Annotated in this window: 18 protein-coding genes; 7 read left to right on the forward strand and 11 right to left on the reverse strand. The window is 40.8% G+C overall.

What is annotated here, in order from left to right; all coding sequences use genetic code 11:
- Positions 1–208: 208 nt before the first annotated feature.
- Positions 209–661, forward strand: coding sequence for a cupin domain-containing protein (locus V7K46_RS27840; protein WP_335119004.1), 453 nt, complete (start codon positions 209–211; stop codon positions 659–661).
- A gap of 84 nt (positions 662–745) precedes the next feature.
- On the opposite strand, the gene V7K46_RS27845 is transcribed toward V7K46_RS27840, so the two are convergent.
- A complete protein-coding gene (locus V7K46_RS27845; protein ID WP_335119006.1) occupies positions 746–1,822 on the reverse strand; it encodes a 2-aminoethylphosphonate aminotransferase in 1,077 nt (358 codons plus the stop codon).
- Between the two features lie 41 nt (positions 1,823–1,863).
- The gene (gene aepY / locus V7K46_RS27850) at positions 1,864–3,030 is read right to left on the reverse strand and encodes a phosphonopyruvate decarboxylase (protein ID WP_335119008.1); all 1,167 of its coding nucleotides are present in this window, start codon (positions 3,028–3,030) and stop codon (positions 1,864–1,866) included.
- Between the two features lie 282 nt (positions 3,031–3,312).
- Between aepY and V7K46_RS27855 the strand changes: the two genes are divergently transcribed.
- Positions 3,313–3,540, forward strand: coding sequence for a hypothetical protein (locus tag V7K46_RS27855; protein WP_335119010.1), 228 nt, complete (start codon positions 3,313–3,315; stop codon positions 3,538–3,540).
- 139 nt (positions 3,541–3,679) lie between these two features.
- Here the strand turns inward: V7K46_RS27855 and aepX are convergent, their stop codons facing one another.
- From aepX to V7K46_RS27895, 8 genes are all read right to left on the reverse strand, one after another.
- The gene (aepX, locus tag V7K46_RS27860; RefSeq protein WP_335119012.1) at positions 3,680–5,335 is read right to left on the reverse strand and encodes a phosphoenolpyruvate mutase; all 1,656 of its coding nucleotides are present in this window, start codon (positions 5,333–5,335) and stop codon (positions 3,680–3,682) included.
- A 191-nt stretch (positions 5,336–5,526) separates the two neighbouring features.
- Positions 5,527–6,282: a phosphocholine cytidylyltransferase family protein gene (locus tag V7K46_RS27865; RefSeq protein ID WP_335119014.1), complete on the reverse strand. Its 756-nt coding sequence runs from the start codon at positions 6,280–6,282 to the stop codon at positions 5,527–5,529.
- A gap of 135 nt (positions 6,283–6,417) precedes the next feature.
- On the reverse strand, positions 6,418–7,131 hold the full coding sequence (locus tag V7K46_RS27870) for a 2OG-Fe(II) oxygenase (protein ID WP_335119016.1): 714 nt from the start codon (positions 7,129–7,131) through the stop codon (positions 6,418–6,420).
- Between the two features lie 348 nt (positions 7,132–7,479).
- The gene (locus V7K46_RS27875; RefSeq protein ID WP_335119018.1) at positions 7,480–8,109 is read right to left on the reverse strand and encodes a hypothetical protein; all 630 of its coding nucleotides are present in this window, start codon (positions 8,107–8,109) and stop codon (positions 7,480–7,482) included.
- Between the two features lie 156 nt (positions 8,110–8,265).
- A complete protein-coding gene (locus V7K46_RS27880; RefSeq protein WP_335119020.1) occupies positions 8,266–8,871 on the reverse strand; it encodes a CDP-alcohol phosphatidyltransferase family protein in 606 nt (201 codons plus the stop codon).
- A 128-nt stretch (positions 8,872–8,999) separates the two neighbouring features.
- On the reverse strand, positions 9,000–9,641 hold the full coding sequence (locus tag V7K46_RS27885) for a glutathione S-transferase family protein (RefSeq protein ID WP_442939882.1): 642 nt from the start codon (positions 9,639–9,641) through the stop codon (positions 9,000–9,002).
- 510 nt (positions 9,642–10,151) lie between these two features.
- A complete protein-coding gene (locus V7K46_RS27890) occupies positions 10,152–11,492 on the reverse strand; it encodes a cytochrome P450 (protein WP_335119024.1) in 1,341 nt (446 codons plus the stop codon).
- A gap of 105 nt (positions 11,493–11,597) precedes the next feature.
- Positions 11,598–12,560: an AraC family transcriptional regulator gene (locus V7K46_RS27895; RefSeq protein WP_335119026.1), complete on the reverse strand. Its 963-nt coding sequence runs from the start codon at positions 12,558–12,560 to the stop codon at positions 11,598–11,600.
- 89 nt (positions 12,561–12,649) lie between these two features.
- Here V7K46_RS27895 and V7K46_RS27900 point away from each other — a divergent pair, with 89 nt between their 5' ends.
- The 3 genes from V7K46_RS27900 (at position 12,650) to V7K46_RS27910 (ending at position 16,625) form a co-directional block, all read left to right on the forward strand.
- Entirely contained in the window at positions 12,650–13,846 is a 1,197-nt protein-coding gene (locus V7K46_RS27900; RefSeq protein ID WP_335119028.1) for an MFS transporter, read from the forward strand.
- A gap of 47 nt (positions 13,847–13,893) precedes the next feature.
- Complete coding sequence (locus V7K46_RS27905) at positions 13,894–14,745, forward strand: lysophospholipid acyltransferase family protein (protein ID WP_335119030.1); 852 nt, start codon at positions 13,894–13,896, stop codon at positions 14,743–14,745.
- A gap of 452 nt (positions 14,746–15,197) precedes the next feature.
- The gene (locus V7K46_RS27910; RefSeq protein WP_335119032.1) at positions 15,198–16,625 is read left to right on the forward strand and encodes a hypothetical protein; all 1,428 of its coding nucleotides are present in this window, start codon (positions 15,198–15,200) and stop codon (positions 16,623–16,625) included.
- A 328-nt stretch (positions 16,626–16,953) separates the two neighbouring features.
- On the opposite strand, the gene V7K46_RS27915 is transcribed toward V7K46_RS27910, so the two are convergent.
- The gene (locus tag V7K46_RS27915; RefSeq protein WP_229483813.1) at positions 16,954–17,214 is read right to left on the reverse strand and encodes a MoaD/ThiS family protein; all 261 of its coding nucleotides are present in this window, start codon (positions 17,212–17,214) and stop codon (positions 16,954–16,956) included.
- Positions 17,215–17,622: 408 nt separating this feature from the next.
- On the opposite strand from V7K46_RS27915, the gene V7K46_RS27920 reads away from it, so the two are divergent.
- Together V7K46_RS27920 and V7K46_RS27925 are read left to right on the forward strand one after the other, a co-directional pair.
- Positions 17,623–17,808, forward strand: coding sequence for a hypothetical protein (locus tag V7K46_RS27920; RefSeq protein WP_335119034.1), 186 nt, complete (start codon positions 17,623–17,625; stop codon positions 17,806–17,808).
- A 348-nt stretch (positions 17,809–18,156) separates the two neighbouring features.
- Entirely contained in the window at positions 18,157–20,034 is a 1,878-nt protein-coding gene (locus V7K46_RS27925) for an NAD(P)H-quinone oxidoreductase subunit F (protein WP_335119036.1), read from the forward strand.
- Positions 20,035–20,067 lie beyond the last annotated feature (33 nt).

Here is a 20,067-nt window from a genome sequence, read left to right on the forward strand (position 1 = left end):
TGCGGAACGCTACGCGTAGCAAGATCCCCGTAGGGGTACGGCGTAAGCGCTTAGGCGAACGCTTTTGAATTATTTAATCCCAAAATCCAAAATTTAAAATCTAAAATCTAAAATTGGGTGATTTAGACATACAACTAACAACTCAGTATTCAGGACTTGGATTTTAGGAATTTTCATACCCAACAATCACTTCCGAGGGGATAAATAAATGAATGCTACTCGTTGTGTAATTCCGGTTATCAAATCTACCAAAGATTACCAAGTATATCGCATCAGTCCCAACGACTCTAATCGATTAGCAATTATCTTCGATTCGACAAATGCTAATACTTCCTTGACTTGCTGCATTGAAATTTTTGATGTTGGTGGAGAAACACCGCCAAATCGCCATCAGTGGGCGGTGGAAATGTTTTTCGTTATTAAAGGGGAAGCGATCGCCATGTGTGACGGCAAGAGTACCACGATCAAAACTGGAGATAGTTTATTGGTGCCTCCCACTGGGACTCATTTGATTAAAAATACTGGTTCTACTCGCTTGTACACGTTGACTGTTATGGTTCCCAATGAAAACTTTTCAGAATTAATTCGCAGTGGTATTCCGACGGAGTTAGATGCAGAAGATATGGCAGTACTAGGGAGATTTGATACCTCGTTAAATTAAAGGAGGCAGGAGGCAGGAGAACAAATAATCATCCAGAGATTCGTTCTTCGTTCCCATGTTATTCATGGGAACGAGGAAATATTACTAATTACAAATTATTTGTTTAACAACGCCAACAAAGCGTTCCATATCGGATTGGGTAATGGCTCCCATTGTTGATACTCTAAAGATAGATTGAGCTAAATTTCCCTGTCCAGAATAAATAATATAATCTCGTGCTTTGAGTTGGTCGTGAAATTCTTCATAGCTGAAACCGTCTGGCAAGTAGTAAGCATTCAAGACAACGGATGAACTGCCAAGAGGAAGTAGGGGTTTAATTCCGATTGAGGCTAACCCGTCTCTAACTAAGCTAGCAAGTTGGTTGTAATGGCTGTGTCTGGCACTCCAACCCCCTGCTTCTGCCATTTCTTGCAAAGCTTCTGTTAAAGCATAAAATGTCTGTACTGATTGCGTAAAAGGTGTGCCGCCTCGATCCTGCTGCTGGCAATAGGTTCCTAAATCTAAATATAAGGTGCGGGGGATTGTGGCAACTGACGGCAGTGCATCCCGTCGCAGGATGACAAAGGAGGTTCCGGGTACGCCATGCAGACATTTATTGGCTGTTGCAGCGCAAGCGGTGATTCCCCAATCTGCAAAATTTAGTTCCTCGGCACCGAAACTGCTGACTGCATCTACTAATAGTTTGATGCGGCGTTCTTGACAAATTGGCGCAAGTTCTGCCAAATTATTTAGGCGACCGGTAGTAGTTTCGTGATGGACGACAGCAAGATGGGTGATATCAGCGTTTTCATCTAGAAGTTTGACTAAACCGTTGATGTCTATTTCGGCATCCCAAGGATGGGAAAGTGTTATGTAATCAATGCCGTAGATTTTGGCGATTTTGGATAGTCGTTCGCCATACACACCGTTTTCAATCACCAGCAATTTCCCATCTCTGGGGACTAGACTGCTGATCATCGCTTCCATCGCTGCGGTACCAGAACCAGTGAGGAGAACTGCTGCCCAGCGATTGCTTTCAAGATCATAAACTTGAAGTAATTGTTCGCGGATTTTGCTTTGAAGTTGGGAAAATTCTACTTCACGATGACACAAATCGGGACGCAACAGGGCATTTCTGACGCGATCGCTTAAATTGACGGGGCCGGGATTTAATAAAATCATTACAAAGGGACGCGATTAATCGCGTCTGTACAATTAGAATTTTATTGCCAGTCGGAACCAATATGTTTCATGAAGCGTTGCAAAACTGCTTCCGGGGTGAGGTTGGGTCGAGGTAGCTTTTCTAAAGTTCCGGGACGGATTTTCAGATGCGCGAATTTCGGTCTAATGTTGGTATCTGCGGTAAATAAGGCATCTAAAAGCGCGGGATCATCTCCGGCTAATGTAATGCCGTAACCGCACGCTTCGGCAATTTTGGCAAAGGAGATACCCGCAGAGACGGTGGCTTGTGCGCCTGTGGAATCATGGACTTCATTATCTAAGAGAATATGGATTAAATTAGCACCGCCATAAGTGCCGATGGTAGCAAAATTACCCATTCGCATTAGTGCTGCTCCATCGCCATCAATCACTACTACCTTCAGGTCTGGACGTGCTAGGGATAGCCCCAATCCCATAGATGAAGCACAGCCCATCGACCCGACCATATAAAGATGATTGGCGCTGTCTTTGCTGGCGAAGAGTTCCCGTCCAGTGTATCCAGTGGTGGCAATTACTACAGTGTTTTCTGCATCAATGAGTTCCACAATCCGAGCCAATGCTTCGCTGCGAGAAATGCGTTGTTCTTTGTGATCCCGAAAAAAGCTTTGCTGAATATGAGCGCTACTACTATTTTCTCGTTCGGGGATAGAAGAACGGGTGAGTGCATGGGGTGCAATCGCTCCTTTACGCATAATTAAAGCATAAGGACAGCGTTCTTGTTGCATATAGGCTGTGGCTCTTTGCAGAACGGGTTCTATTTCTGCTGCGTTTGTGGGAAAAAATTCCCAAGGTATAGTTATTGTTTGCAGCAATTTATCTGTGATTTGCCCCATTAATTGATGTTGCGGTTCATCTTGCAATAAGCGATCGCCTCTTAAAGTACAAATCAGCAGCAGTGGAATCCGAAAGATATAAGTGAGCGAGGTTAGCGGGTTAACTGCATTACCCAAACCAGAGTTTTGCATCATTACCACGGCTGGTTTTCCAGTAATTGCTGCTCCAGCTGCGATCGCTACAGCATCTCCCTCATTGGCCGCGGAGATATATCTAAGTTGAACGTCATTAATGACGTAGTTAATAAAAGGCGTGAGAAAAGAACAGGGTACGCCAGTGTACCACTCAAAGCCAAGATTACGTGCAGCTTCTACAAATTCCTCTGCCTGAATCATAATTAAAAATTTACAGCAATTTTCAGGGATTTAAACGATTGAGATGGGGAGTGGGGAGTCGTCTTGAAAAGAAGTCTCTGACTGGGAATGCCTAATGGGAGGCTTTGCCTCAAGATTTGCGGCTCTGCCGCAATGAAGGGCATTTCCAGCCAGAGGCTGGAAACGAGGTTTTAATGGGGTTTGGGCTTAAGTTGACATCAAAGTAGTAATGTTTCCTACCAACGTATTTGTATCATTAAAGTCAACTCGGAAGTTCGACCTTTGAACTCGGAAGTTTGACCTTTGAACTCGGAAGTTCGACCTTTGAACTCGGAAGTTCCACCTTTGAACTTGGAAGTTCCACCTTTGAACTCGGAAGTTCAACCTTTTAGCTCGGAACTCCGACCTTTGAACTTGGAACTCCGACCTTTGAACTCGGAACTTCGACCTTTGAACTCGGAACTCCGACCTTTTAGCTCAGAACTCCGACCTCAGAACTCGAAACCTCAACTTCAGAACTCAAAACTTTAACCTCACAATACAAAGCTTCAAGCTTAGAACTCTTGTACAGACGCGATTAATCGCGTCTCAACTCCTAACCCTTGTACAGACGCGATTAATCGCGTCTCAACTCCAAACTCTTGTACAGACGCGATTAATCGCGTCTCCTCTATTGCTTTAATTGAAAAGCAAGGTCAAGATCATCTAAAGAATTAACATCTAACCAGTTACCGCGAATATAAAGCACCTTAATCGGTTTGCCTTGCTCGATTAAATAATTGCATAATTCTGGCAAACCCAAACTGTTGAATTCCGGTCGTTTTTGCAATTCATTGAGTGCTTCACTCATCCACTGTCTACCTTGACTCCGCAGGCGCAGCATCCCAATCCAGCGGCCACTATACTTTCCTAATTGCGTTTGTGTTGTTTTAGAAATGTCTAACAGGTTGACATCCTGGCCAAACAGAGAAAGATCGTCGGGAATTGAGCAATAGGCGTAGTCAGGTGAACCGCTAACAGACTTGCTGTTCGCCACAGAATCAACCACAGCCACAATTTCTCCAGGACATTCTAATAAATCCCGCAGAATGTAGCTTCTAAATAGTAAATCGCCGTAAAGCACCAGCATCTCGTCACTGAAGTTGGTTTGAGCGCAGGCTAAGGATGCTAATTCTCCGGTTGTTTCATAATCTGGGTTGCGGATGACCTTAGTCCCCGGAACATTAATAGTTTCTGCTTTGTAACCTGCGACAACCGTAATATCGTTGATGGCAAGTTTCTTAAATTTGTCCACCAACAACCTGAGTAAGGGTTTACCTCCAAGGGGTAACATTACTTTCGGTTTATCTTGCGTCAACGCTGCTAATTCTTGGCCTCTGCTAGCAGCCAGAACGATCGCTTGGGTATCGTGGCGTCCATTGTTAAAGTAGCGTTTTTCAGCTTCTTGGAGTTCATCCGCCCCCTGTAGCCGGAAAATTTCTTTTACAGGCGCAATCTCATCTTCAATGTTGATTAAAGTTTCGCTGGCTTTCACTTCACGAGCGATCGCTTGCATACTAGCAACAGCAGCTCGAATCAGATGATTTGCCCAGATGACCAAATTCACTTCAGCTTTGCGAAAGACATCGGTGGGGGTGCTGTAATATTTGGTTGGTATAATTACTAACGGGGAACGACCCGCCCATTCTTTAGCAAAGGCTAGCACTTGGTCAGGACGCGATGATTTACTGTGAATCAGGATGGCGCTGGCTCCTGCGGCGTGGTATGCTTCAGCTCGGCGCATTGCCTCTGAAAGATCCCACCCGGCAATCAAAGCTTCGAGTCGGGCGACGATGCAAAAATCTGGATCTGTCTGACTATCCTTACCTGCCTTAATTTTGCCGGAGAATTCATCAATATCAGCCAAAGCTTGGCGACTCCCATTGATGAAACTGTTGGTTTTGGGAAAAAGCTTATCTTCAATACAGACTCCAGCGATACCTCGCTGTTCTAACTTCTTAACCAGGCGACGCATATTATTAAAGTTGCCATAACCAGTATCCCCGTCTAATAAGATGGGGATGCTGGTAACATCAGACATGAACTCTAGCATTTCCACAACTTGAGTCCAACTGGCTTCATTATTATCTCGAACGCCATATTGAGCCGAAAGGGCGAGTCCACTCGCCCAAATTCCTTTAAATCCAGCCTCTTCCACAATGCGGGCGCTAATCCCATTGTGAGCTTCCATGATGAAGTCGAGTTGAGGCGATTCTAGTAAGGCCCGCAGTTGGGCACACTTGTTTAATTTTGCAGCGGTATCAGTGGGTGCAAATATTTGATGCATCTATTCTGCTTTTTTCAACCTATATAATATAGCGGTTCTCAATTGCATGGAACACAGACCTAATAAGAACAGCCCCTTAAGAGCTAGCGTTAGGAGTAAACCTCAAAGCCTCTCTCCTTTTAGAAGAGAGGTTTGGAGAGAGGTCAAACTGTAACGCATCCAAACCAAAACCGCTATAAATGAAGATATTTTCAGACATTTTCTACAACTTCTATCTGAGGTAAAATATCATTTTGGGCACGTTGAATATCCTGTGGAAAATCGATTTCGAGCCAAGCTAAACCAGTGATGTCTTCGTAGCCAAATTTTTCGGGAGTTTCTAATAGCAGATCCCGAATGACTTCTTCATAAGGTTCATCATGTCGTCCGTCTGCAACATATTGTTCTGTGCGAGTAGCAATCCGGTAAGCAGCAATACTTCCAAAACGAAAGAATCCCACTGACTCACCTGCAAAATCATAAATCAAACCAGGAGCTATTTGTTTACGAAACTCCACTAGATAATTATCTCTGACGCAAAGCTTCACGGGTTCATCTCCCGGTTCAAAATCTTGATCCAGTAAAAAGCTGTTGGGGATATTTGTCTTTACTAATCGTTCGATGATGCGGCGATCGCACAAAACATCTGCATCCATTAATAATATGTCATCGCCAGCAACTAAATGCTGACGTACAGTCCAAAGGCTGATTGTACTGCCTTTGGTGTAGTCAGGATTATAAACTGTACTGACCCAATTTTCGGCTGCTAATGCTTTGATTTCATCCTGAATTCTTTGTGCTTGATAACCCACAGCAATCACTACTTCATCAATTTTGTAATGATGGAGATTGTTCAAATGGCGCTCTAATAAAGATTTGCCGTTAAATTTCAGTAAGCATTTGGGTTGGATTTGCCCATCTTTACCTAAGCGTCGTCCAACGCCAGCAGCTAATATAATTGCCTTCATTGTCAAGTCACCAACACTAGCTTAGACACCAGGAAATCTGGAAATTTTCCCGTATTTTATAATGACTGTTTTTTGCTCAAGACAATATTTGTTAATTAATTCTTAACATAGAAGAAAGATTAACTCTGTATCGCCTCAACTGCGAAACACTTGGCGAAAACCAAAATAGGCGATCGCATCTTTCATATTCGAGACAAAACGTTTTAACATACCCATGTTGGTGTCGGTGACGTACTCCAAAGTTAAGACAATGCGCTGTTCATTTTCACCCAAAGGAGTAACTCTGTGGTAAAGTTTGTCACCATTGAATAAGACTATAGTACCAGGGGTTAAGGAGAGTGATCGCGTTTGTGTCTCCCGTTCAGGAATATCCTTGTAAAGTTGATATTCCAGCTTACTGGATGAATTATCAACTAAACCAAGCAACACTGTATAGCGTTTCCCGCGATAGTAAGAGGTATCATAATGATACTGAATATGGTCTCCAGGCTCAGTGTAATAGTACAGCGCGTAAGTATGAGGATCAGCATTAGGACAAGGAAGGAGTTTTTCTGCCGTAATTTTGTTGAGGAACTCGAAAAAAGCACCAAGTTGATAAAACTCTCCAAAAATCGGAGCAAGGCTGTCTAAACTATAGCGGCTAATACTACCGCCCTTTTTATGATTGGGAATATAGTTGCGGTTTATAGCAGGTTGCAAAGATGGCAATAGCGCCAAAAATTTCTCGATGATGGAGTTAGGAAGAAAGTTCTCAACCACCAAAAATTCATTTTGAGCTTGAAACTCAGCTTGAAATTTCTGGTAATCAACACCTGCTATAGCTTTATCAATTTCAGTTTGAAGCTCCATTGATAATTTGATACTAATACAAGATTGCAAAAATAAACATACCATTCATTCTCTCTATTGTCCCACAATACCCACAACCTTCACAGTTCCATCCTTACTTGATATTTGTAATAGCAAATATCATAATCTCTGTTTATATATGAAAAAGCCGCTTGCTTACTCTATCAAGGGCTTTTCCGGCTGCATGGATTTGTTTTACTTATCTGAGGAGTGTAACTCTATCCTTCATTCTTTACGCTGATTATAATTTCACTCTCAACTTGGTAAGATGTTTAATAAATGCGATCGCACTTTTGCATTCAGCATAATTTATTCTTTTTACAAAATTTTTTTTAGAAAACACCGCAACTACATATCGTTATTGTCCTGGGTTACCGACGTGTTAATAATCTTTATGTCAGGGGTAACATTAAAACCTTTTGGTTTTAATTGTTGAGATGATTTTTCAGATAACTGATTAATTCTATATCTTAGGTCTTTTTTTGAAAAGTTCATTATTACTTGAGTAACCGATTCAAGTAAATCAGTCCATAAAGGATTATCAGAATATATTTTAAAAGTTTCAGTAACTACTTTTTCTTCTTTTATCGATGGTGCTATAACAATAAAAATATCATCCTCTTGTTTAATAGAGATATACATAGCAATTCCTGAAGGCGGTACTAAATTTTTATTAAAAAAGCTTTTCCCACAACTACTAATATTAAAACCTATATTGGGTGCAGAAATCACTAGTTTGAAACTAAAAAAACATTCATTGTCTACAATAATAGCATCTTGAATAAAATTATAAGGAGCAATTTTAGAGCCTTTTTCATCTACAATATATATATCTTTTCCTGGACTACATTCAATATGTAAAGCGATTTTATCAATCAGTTCGCGGATAAAATCAAAATTTCTACCTACATATGCATAGGTATCCTCATAATCTTTGTTCACACTATCGACCAGATGTTGAAATATTGATTTTGGCATAATGATAAAACTTTTAATAAAATAATAGTATCATGTTTGAATGAAACAAGTAAGTACTGTTACTAAGTTTAGGAAGTGCGATCGCAAAATTTAATTATGCATTCAAGAAAGCTAAAAAGCCTGTTTTATTAGCTTTCTGCCCCATGCCCCGTTATACTAGTTTGATTCAGGCTGCGGGAGTGCCCAAAATTGCCAAATTACCCATGTAGCAAAAGTTGGTGCCCCAATTGTAGCTGCCATTAGTAACGCCTCTAGTCCATGCAGTAAGGTAACTATGGGAAACAAATACAGCACGTCTTCAATGTCAAACCCAGCGAAATTTGGTTGACGACTGGCGTCTTTACCTAAACGCTGTTCCATTTGGTTTCGCAAATGAAAGATGCAAGCAACAGATACACCAGATATTATCCCCATTAGTAACGCCCACCAACCAAATTTTCCCTCTTTAAGACCATATCCAATACACACAAACAAAAGAATGTGGATGATGGCGTCACTAGCAAGATCATACTGATGTCCCCATTTGCTGCTTTTCCCACTCAAACGAGCTAATTCCCCGTCTGTGTGATCTAGAAAGTTGGATAAAGCAAATAGCACTGCCCCAATATTAGCCCAGATGGCATCACCAACTGCAATCGCTACCGCAGCCGCCAACCCTGTCACAAGTCGCACTGTCGTGAGATGATTGGGGTTTACCCAACTCTCTTTTAGAGGTTTAACTAGCCAGTAAGCAAGTTGAGCATCCCAAGGCTTGGTAATCATAGATGAACTTGAATTTGATATGGTGTTTGAATACATATAACATTTACGATTACCACATCTAGCTGGAGATACAGATTTTTGTTTAATAACTGGCAGTTTTAGGATATAGCGGTTCTTAGTTGAGTGAATTATTGAATGCTTTTGGCGAAGTCGTATGCGCCTCCACGTTCAAGGGCGCGTTTGTAAGCAGGTCGTGCATGGATGCCCTCGATAAATTGCTTAATCTTTGGTCGGCTTGAGATGAGTTCAGCTTGCATAGCGACTATTTCCAGAGGAAAGCTCATTTGGATATCGGCGGCAGTAAATTCTTCACCTACAAACCATGTACTCTTATGAAGTTCACCTTCTATGTAGTCAAAGTGAAGCTTGATCTGGGGTGCGATAAATTCGTCCTTTACGCTGCTGTCTCCTATACCAAAATTGTTGAAGACAAGGTTCATCACCAGAGGTGGCATTGCAGAGCCTTCGGCGTAATGCAGCCAATAGGTGTAGCGCAGACGCTCCGGCGTACCAGATGGCGGGATTAGCCGACCATTGCCGTAGCGATCCACTATATATTCGATGATAGCGCCCGACTCTGCAACAGTGAGGTCTGCATCTGTGATCACTGGTGACTTGCCGAGCGGATGGACTTCACGCAGCGATGTCGGTGCCAGCATCGTTTTCTGGTCGCGTTCGTAGAACTTAATCTCGTATTCGATACCTAATTCTTCGAGTAACCATAGCACGCGCTGCGATCGCGAGTTGTTGAGATGATGGACAACGATCATAATTGCTACTTTTTGATAATGGGATTGATAGAAGCTTTTGCTCATCTCAACCTATCATCAGTTCCCCCACTGTTCATCTATCTGCTGGTTTGTCTTGAGTCTTATGGCGATCGCACCAAAGGCAGCTTTAGAAACGTGACAAAATGTCTAGAGTGAACCAAAGGTATTTCCTGAAATAGCAATCCGATTTGATTTTTGAAAAAATATAAGTATATCGCAATCCTATCTGATTTGTGAAAATTTGCGATGTCTAGATCCCCGACTTCTTTGATAAATCGGGGATCTAGACACCACGAATGGTTTAGAACTGCTATATATAGGGTGTGTTACGCTTCCTTAACACATCTATGTGTATTTAAAAAATTAAATATGAATTCTATATTTCAAGGAAAAAACATATGTACAGGGCTACCCTCGTCAAGACGGAACTTATGTTCAAGGGCATTATCGTAAAAAGAATTAAGCCAAGGAAAACTTTATTGAAACATGAAGTGACCCACACTACTGGCATTATCTAATTTTAACTTTTACTTGTAATTTTTCTTCTATTTTAAACGGTGCTTGATGATAGTTATTATCTTCATATTTTGGTGTAACTTTCCAATCATATCGTTGCAGCAATGTTGCCAAAAAAATCTTCATTTCCATTTTGGCAAACTCCATTCCAATACATATATGTTCACCACCACCAAAACCAATTAAAGCAAAGGAGTCTTTTTTATCTTCTTCACGGGGAGGGGCAAAGCGTTCTGGCTCAAAACTTTCTGGGTTAGTATAAATCTCGCTCATGCGATGCGTTAATCCTTGAGCAACAATCACCACCCAACCAGGAGGAATGCGGTACCCTGCGTATTCAATTTCCTTGACAACTCCCCGAAACAGTACTACACCTGCGGGGTTGTAAAGTCGTTCTATTTCTTTTAAAAAGTAAGTCATTTGATTAAGTTGCTTGAGGTGTCCCAAGTTCAAAGGTTCATCTCCTACAACTTCTGCCAGTTCTTGACGGAGTTTCTCACGCCATTGCGGACGCGCTGCCAATTCAACCATTGCCCACGTTAAGGATGTAGCAGTAGTGAAATGCGCTGCATTTAATAAGTGTATCAGTTCGTCTATGATCTGCGATTGAGTTAAAGCATTTCCGTCTTCATCTACTGCTGCCAAAAACAATCCTAATACCTCACAAGACTCCTGTAAGTTGCCTTGAAGTTTGCGCTTACTGATAATCTTTTCCAAGAAAGCTTTAAGTTGACGACGGGCATTTTGGGAACGACCATATTTTGTGAACGGTATATCTAACCGCAATAGTGCCAATGCTCCCTGCGTTAAAGTGTTATACAACTGTTCGACTTGCTCAACTTCGCTTTGTAGTTGAACACCTAATAATAGCCGAATCCCAATTCGCAATGCTAACTGATTAAATTCATTTTTGATGAAAATTGGACTGCCTTCCATCCAGTTTTCTAGGCACTTGTTAACTTCAGTTTGCATGATGTCAAAATAGTTAGCAATGGCTTTTCCATGAAATGCTGGAGCCATTAAGCGACGAGTGCGGCGATGTTCTTCGCCATCCTGAAGCATCATTGGTTGCCCGAAAATATGCTCCATAGCCAGTTTCCATCCTAAGTAGGAAGATACATGATCGGCTTTTTCTTGCAAAATTAGTCGATTTGCTTCTGTCCCTACCAAAACTGCATATTTCTTTCCTAAAATGCTGGTTTTAAAAACCGGCCCGTAGCGTTGGTAGTTCTTCGTCAGCCCCCATCCTTGGGTAGCAAATAATCGCAGAGTTTCACCTAAAATGGGTAGCCCAAAGCTACCGGGCATTTCCTCGGCTGGTTTTAGTTGTGTCATTTTTTGGACTATGAACTGAAAGGATAGTGATAACTATTGATAGCTTTAACAAGATCATGCTGTCTCACGCAATCTTCCGAAAACTAGCGTTATCTTCCGAAAAATTCAGTGTAGCTTCTTAAATGCTTGAGGAGTGATGCCGATATATTTGCGAAAAACCTTGGCGAAATGACTTTGACTTTGAAATCCTACTAGTTGGGAGACTTCTAGAACTGATAATTCTCGCTTTGCAAGTAAATACTTTGCTTTTTCAACTCGGCATTTAATGACATATTGGTGAGGTGCTATTCCCATTGATTGCTTAAACAAGCTAGCAAAATAATGCGGACTTATCTGTGCGATCGCAGCAATTTCTGCAAGGGACAAGTTTTGGTCTAAGTTATCGTTGATATAGGCGATCACTTCTTTTAATTGATTTTTTGGTAATCCACCTGTGTATTCTCGAATCAGGAATTTTTGCGTTGAGTAACGTTTCAATAAATGCACTGCTAGCAGATTTGCCGCTGACTCTATATACAGATAACTATCAAATCCACTAGTTTCTATTTCTTGCTTGAGTGTCAGTCCAATTTGTTGAATCAGCGGATCGTGGGTTTGCAGTTGTTGGACAATTTCAACGGCATCAGGATTTACTGACTCGTAAGCAACACGAGTAATCATCGCTGGTTCAAGACCGACGTGAATAAACCCTAATTCCTGTTCAAATTGTACTGCTGGAGAAATTTGGTGAGCAGGAAAGATACCCACATCAGTTGTTGCATAAAATTTACTTTGCCAACGTCCGTTAATTTTTAATTTTGCCTCAAACTCTCTAGTGTAAATGGTAATAATGTGCTGAAAAGGCGATGTCTCAGGGAGTTGATAGTTCGACTGGCGATGATAGGCAAAATAAAAACCATTCCAACCGGCGACTGGGCTGACGATAATTAAAGGTTTGGGAAGGAATTGTTTTAGCTTGTCTGGTTGGGCGGCATTAATTCTAAAAGGCTGCTCTATTTGCATGACGATTCGCACGCTTTTTTTATAAATATAAATTACCGAAGAACGGGAAGTAAGAGAGTTACTCAATAGCAACTCTCTTACTTCCTCAGCCCTTGCCCTTCTGCAAAAAGTCTATTCTAGAAGTGCGAAAACTCAAACTACAGGAGAACATAGCAGTGGGCAGGTTAGCAAAGGATATAGCAGGCAAAACACCTGTCTCATTAGGATTGTTGGGCGCTGCTGCCTTCATGGTGATTGCTGATGCACGGGTGATTGACCCCCTGCTACACATCATTGCTGACGAGTTTAAAGTCGGTGTTGGCAGTGCTGCGGTGATTATCTCCGCATACACTATTCCCTACGGACTATTTCAGTTAGTCTATGGGCCACTAAGCGATCGCATCGGCAAACTCAAGGTAATTACAACAGCGCTGGCAGCATTTGCTGTAGGTACTGCTGTTTGTGCCTTGATGACAAATATCGTCTTACTTACCTTGCTACGGTTTCTCACAGGCATGGCTGCTGCTGGGGTCATCCCCATCACCCTAGCTTATATTGGTGACAACTTTCCTTATGAAGAACGCCAAGCTGCGATCGGCAAGTATTTAAGTGCGCTAGTGTTGGGTCAAATTCTCGGTGGTAGTTTGGGCGGTATCTTTGGAGAATATATCAGCTGGCGTGATATATTTCTGTTATTTGGCATCGTCTCCCTTGGCATTGTTGGACTTTTGTGGCGGGGAACGCGCCATCTTAGCGATGGTCATCGTCCCCAAAGTCGCGTCGGTAGGATAACATTTCGACCTTATTACCAACTATTGACCCAACCAATCGCTCGGACTGTAATTATAGGAGTGTTTGTGGAAGGCTTTTGCGTGTTTGGGGCATTTGCTTACGTCGGTGCATTTCTGCGCGATCGCTATAGTCTAAGTTATCTAGCGATCGGGTTTATGCTCAGTGGTTTTGGATTGGGTGGACTAATTTACAGTCGCTCAGTTAAATGGTTAGTCAGGCGACTGGGTGAAATTGGTTTAATGGGGGTGGGAGGAGGCTTGATGTGTATCAGCTTTTTGGCGATCGCATTGTTCCAGAACTGGATGCTGTTTATCCCCTTGAGTATTTTAATGGGATTAGGCTTTTATATGATGCACAGCACCCTCCAGACCCAAGCCACTGAGCTTTCCCCGGAAGCACGAGGCACTGCTGTTTCGCTGTTCGTCTTCAACCTGTTTGTCGGCCAGGGAATCGGCGCAGCAGTATTTGGTAGGATTGTGGATAACTTCGGCTACATTTATTGTTTTATTGTGGCTGGTGTTGCACTCGCTCTGCTCTCTGTTTGGTTAGTCAAGCAGAAGCAAAACAGCGATGAAAGTTAAGGTATATACACAGCCTCTAAAGCAGAGCAAGGGATTAGAATGTATCGATGTCATCAAAAAAGCAACATCTCTTAAACAAAAAACCAGGTTGGTCTTTGGATGAGCGAGATCCAAAGTTCATAGAATTTATGATGCCTTTGTTTGGCTTTTTATATCACTACTATTTCCGAGTTCAAACTAGTGGCTGGGATAATATTGCACCTCAAGAAAAAGTCCTATTTGTCGGTTCGCATAATGGGGGACTCGCTGCACCCGATATGACAATGATGATGTACGACTGGTTCCGACGATTTGGTGTAGAGCAACCCGTTTATGGTTTAATGCATCCTAACGCTTGGCAGGTTAGCCCGCCACTAGCGCAACTAGTTGCCAAGACTGGAGCAATCATTGCCCATCCGAAAATGGCTTACGCTGCTTTGCACTCTGGAGCTAGTGTCCTAGTTTATCCTGGTGGAGCGCAAGATATCTTCCGACCGCATTATTTACGTAACAAAATCTGCTTTGCGGGGCGGCAAGGATTTATCAAGTTAGCGTTGCGGGAAAATGTGCCAATTGTGCCTGTGATTTCCTGGGGTGCTCACGATACGCTGATTATACTGACAGACTGCTACAAAATTGTGCAGCAACTCCATGAATGGGGAATGCCTTGGCTGTTTGGGATTGATCCGGAAGTTTTTCCGATCTATCTCGGACTGCCTTGGGGATTAGCAATTGGCCCGTTGCCCAACATTCCATTACCTGTGCCCATGTACACGCGGGTTTGTCCGCCAATTGTATTTGAACGCTATGGCCCTAAAGCAGCTAGCGATCGCCACTATGTCAATGAATGTTATGAATTAGTTGTTAGTCAGATGCAGCAAGAGTTAGATAACTTAGTGAAGCTAACTGCTAAATCCTAGAGGTATTGAGTAGAATTGGCACGGACAACTTCCAACTAACTTGATTTCATCCGAGTAAGGACAGCACGAGGATTATCCTGCCAATGGTGACCAGCGCAAAAATTATTGAGTGCATTTTTCAATTAATTGAACTATACCACTCGCCATCCTAAAAGTGATCCATAAGCAACACCTTGCCAAAAATAGAGGCTGAAGTAATTGAAAATGTTCAGTTTTACTGTGTAACTTTATAGTACTTTTAAATAAAACGCATTTAATTATATAAAATTTCATGAAAAATAAACGTTTATTATGATATAGCAATCCTAAATCACTTGTAAGAAAGTAAAAGACTGAAAATTCTATAAATATGTAATTTTAATCTCCATATTTTCTCAGGATTCAATTCGGATTGCTATAATATAAGTGAAAATTTTATTGATTAATTTAATTTTTATATAATTATGCTAAATGTGAATGATTATAATTTCAATAAAAAAAATAAAATATTGTTAGGGCTTGCCATAATTTTGTCGTTAATCTTATGTGGAGAATTAGCAATTAGAGCTTATTCTTTTGATATTGAAGCTTTAACTAATCACACAGGTAAATATTTACCTGATTTTTCTAACCGTTTTGACAAAGTAAGAACAGGCATAGAATACCTGGGTTTAAATATTATATATATTGTTTGGTTAATCATAAATAAAAACAAAAATAAAAAAAGAGATATAACTTTTCTAAAAATACTAAGAAATAGTTCATTCTTTTTGTTAATCGCCTTCATAAGTTATCCAATAACTACTGATATTAATTTATATGTGCATTATGGTTTAATGGACTTAAATGGAATTAACCCTTTTATTAATCCTGCAAGCACATTTACCTCAAAGTTGTCTTCATTTCTTGTCTGGAAACAGACTTCAACTTATGGGCCTGTATCTCAAATATTTTTTATTATTTCCGCTGCTTTCGTTGCAATTACTCCTAGTTTGGGAATTTATGTATTTAAATTAATATGTCTTTTATTCCATATATTAAATAGTTACTTAATCTGGGGGCAATTAAAAAATTCTCCTCAGAAAATCAATGTAACAATTGCATATTTAGTTAGCCCAATTTTGCTGTTTGAGCAGGTTACAAATGCACATATTGATGTCTTAATTTCTACAATTTTAATTACTTTAATAATCTGCCTAAAAAACCATAATTATATAGCTGCAATTGTTACAGTTTGGATTGGTTTTTTAATTAAAACATTACCAATTATTTGGTTGCCTTTAATTTTTGTTTATTTGATTAAGCAACAACGGTGGAAAAGCTTATTCAGTGCTATTTGTATCTCTGTAGTTATAATTTTTGCAGTTGGCATTATAGCTTTACCTACAGTCGAGGCTTGGGAAAGCCTTTTAAATCCTGGGGTTTCAAATAAAGTAAATGGTTCCTTATATGCTTTGCTTACGCAAGTACTACATTTTAAATTTATAAATTTTTCTCTAAGTTTTAAACAGACTATATTCTCGATATTTAAACCTATAATATTTTTTCCATTTCTAGTTGCTTATTTTGTTGTTCTGCTAAAACCATATTTTAAAAAAAATTATTCTGAAACTAATCTTAGTATAAATATTGGATGGATTACCTTAATATTATTTCTGTTTGCTGCTCCTTGGTATTGCTCTTGGTATTCCTCTGTGCTGCTGGCAGTCGTAGCTTTAAACATACATTCAAAAAGATTTGTGATTACTAGTATAGTATTTAGTACTACAAGTACTGTTGCTTATTATCTAATACAAGGTTTCCCACCTTTCAATGTTGTAACGGTTATCCCAACTTTAGCATTAATTATATTTTGGTTTAGGCGTGATATCCAAGCTCAAAAAAGAATGGTGGCAAACTAAATCAAAAAAATATTTAATTGCAAATTAATATAATATTGAACAAATGAATCATTTACATGAGATGCTGGTTGATTAATTATTGACTATATCGCCTATGGTGCTGGTACTGAGGTTAATAGGGGAGTATCCCACTTTGGCAAAAATATATTAACCAAAGTTGCGGCTTATCTTGGGTTATTAAGCAAAACTGCATTTATTCAAGTTTAGGCGGGAGGAAAAATTGCAGCCAAACAAAGGGTGCGATCGCCTACGGCGGACGGGTACACCATCGCAAGCCTTGTTCAGTTAAAAGTTTTGAATCTTTAACTCATCACTCATAACTGTTTTGCTAGCCACCGCTGACTGGTGGAATCAGCACGACTTCATCCCCATCTTGTAGTAGGGTATCTGGTTCGACAAATATTAAATTAATCCCAAAGCGGGTGATGTCACGCCATTGGGAGAGTTCCGGGTGTTCAGCTATGAGGCGATCGCATACTGCTTTGACTGGCATACTATTGGGAAATTCTAGTACAAGTTCCGAAACCCTAAAGGCTTCTTGATAAGCAGCAAACAATTTGACGGTAACGGTGATTGCAGATTTAGACATACAATATGCTTTGGCAGTACTAGCAAGTAGTTTAATACTTGACTTGCACCCTAAACTATTGGGCTTTATTATACATTACTAAGTAGATGATTTTACAAGTTTATAGCGAAAAATGTGGATATAGGCACAGCACAATAACTTGCATTACAGGAACTACTGATGGTTTATGTTTTACTTTAAAACAGCAGACAAACACAGGGAGTTAAAGACCAAGCAGTAATAATCGGCTAGACGTAGATGCTGGTATTAATTCGCAAAGTAGATAAGTTTTATCAGCAAGTAGATGCATGACTAACAGAACCTCTAAACCGTTGCTTTGAGCAACCGCGAGTATATCGGTAAGTGTGTGTCTCAAGTATTAATGTAGATATAGACACTGCACAATAACTTGCATTACAGGAAATAGTGATGGATCGTTCAAAATTAGTTGCCATTATTACAGGTGTGATTTCGATCGTTTTAGCGATCGCCTACCTAATCTTAGTCCAACTCCTGGACTACCGGGACATGAAACCCGCTCCTATCAGCCAATTTGACCAAGCGCCTGCAATTATTTCTAATTGTTGGCAGATTGACAAAATTGCCAAAGTTTAGTATATATTTAGTTGACTTATAGAGACGCAAGGGACTTGCGTCTCTTGTGATTTATGTCAATAAATAAAAACTAATGATGACTATTGATTAATACCACAGTCAATTCATAGATAAAAAATAATAGTTATTATTGATTAGTCAAATAGTTGATTGGATAAGAAATAATTAGAGTTCTTATCGGAAATTTATTTAATTAATTAATTCCATTTGGACAAATATAACGGTAAGCTGTTTCTAAGAAAAGAAAGCAAAGATAAATTTGCATTATCTGCAATCCCTGGGTTAACTGGGATCAACACAAGTTGATTCAAAACCCCAAATTTTTGATCATAATATAGAGGTAAGTTGATGGCTCAGTTTCTACTTGAGACTGTTTGGCTAGTTCCTTGCTATGCCTTAATAGGTGGCTTGTTAGCCGTGCCTTGGTCACCGGGAATCATTCGGAAAACCGGGCCAAGACCGGCGGGTTATGTAAACTTGGTGATGACATTTTTGGCGTTTGTGCATTCTGCGATCGCCTTACAAGCAACTTGGAATCAGCCACCCCAAGAAATATTTATTCCCTGGTTATCTACGGCTGGTTTAGACCTCACCATTGCTTTGGAAATATCCTCGGTGAGTGTCGGCGCTTTGGTTGTGATTACTGGCTTGAATTTGCTGGCGCAGATTTATGCGATCGGCTACATGGAAATGGATTGGGGTTGGGGACGCTTCTATTCTTTATTAGGATTATTTGAAGCAGGACTATGTGCCCTTGCTCTGTGTAATAACTTGTTCTTTAGCTATGTAATTTTGGAAATCCTCACACTGGGAACCTACCTACTAGTCGGCTTATGGTTTAGCCAGCCGTTGGTAGTCTCAGGTGCTAGAGATGCTTTCTTAACCAAGCGGGTGGGAGACTTATTCTTGCTGATGGGCGTGTTGGCATTATGGCCCCTAGCTGGAACCTGGAATTATACAGAACTAGCTGAATGGGCGGCTACTGCAAATGTTAACCCCACAGCGATTGCACTGGTAGGTTTAGCCTTAATTGCCGGGCCAATGGGCAAATGTGCCCAGTTTCCCTTGCATTTATGGTTGGATGAAGCAATGGAAGGCCCTGTTCCCAGTACCATTTTGCGGAACTCGGTAGTAGTCGCTAGTGGTGCATGGGTGCTGATTAAACTGCAACCGGTATTAAGCCTGTCGCCCATAGTTTCCTCGGCGATGGTGGGGATTGGGGTAGTGACAGCACTGGGTGCTTCTTTAATTGCGATCGCTCAAATTGATCTCAAACGCTGCCAATCCTATTCTGTCAGTGCATACATGGGTTTAGTATTCATCGCCGTGGGAGTCCAACAAGACGAAGCAGCACTATTGTTAGTCCTTACCCATGCCATATCCGCAGCACTATTGGTAATGAGTACCGGCGGAATTATCTGGAATAGCATCACCCAAGACGTAACCCAACTTGGTGGACTGTGGAAACGCCGCCCAATTTCCGGAATCGCCTTTATCGTTGGAAGTTTGGGGTTAATTGGTTTTCCACCCCTGGGTAGCTTTTCGGCGATGCTGGAATTAGCAGATGGGTTATGGAAAACCCAACCTTGGTTAGTGGGAGTATTGATAGCGGTAAATGCTTTGACAGCCGTCAGTTTAACGAGAGAATTCGCTTTAATTTTTGGTGGTAAACCTACGCAAATGAGTGAGCGATCGCCTGAAGTCCACTGGCCGATGATTCTGCCAACAATGATTTTACTTGGTGTCAGTCTACATCTTTCTTTAGTGTTGCAAAGCTTATCACTTTTACCAGATTGGACAAACCTCAATAAAGATGTCGCACTACTTTTAATGTGGTCGAGTATTCTCGGTTGCACTATTACTGGCATAATTTATTTAGGGAATATTCCTAAACCGATTCGTTTGCCTTGGAAAGGTTTACAAGACTTAATCGCATACGATTTTTACACTCCCAATATCTATCGAATGACGATTATTTTCAGCGTTGCCAAGATTTCTCAACTTGCCGATATGATTGACCGCTTTGTAGTTGATGGCATCGTTAATTTGGTTGGTTTATTTTCGCTATTAGGTGGCGAGAGTCTCAAATACAGCACCTCTGGACAAACCCAGTTTTACGCCTTAACCGTCCTTTTAGGAGTAAGTGTTTTAGGAGTGTGGGTAAGTTGGCCATTTTGGGGAGTGCAGTTTTTAGATTTGATTTTCCAAATTATTACACCCAGGTAGTTAATCACCGTTTTCTTACAAACAGATAGTTTA

This window comes from Nostoc sp., from assembly GCF_036917395.1.
In the GTDB taxonomy this organism is placed as follows: Bacteria; Cyanobacteriota; Cyanobacteriia; order Cyanobacteriales; family Nostocaceae; genus Nostoc.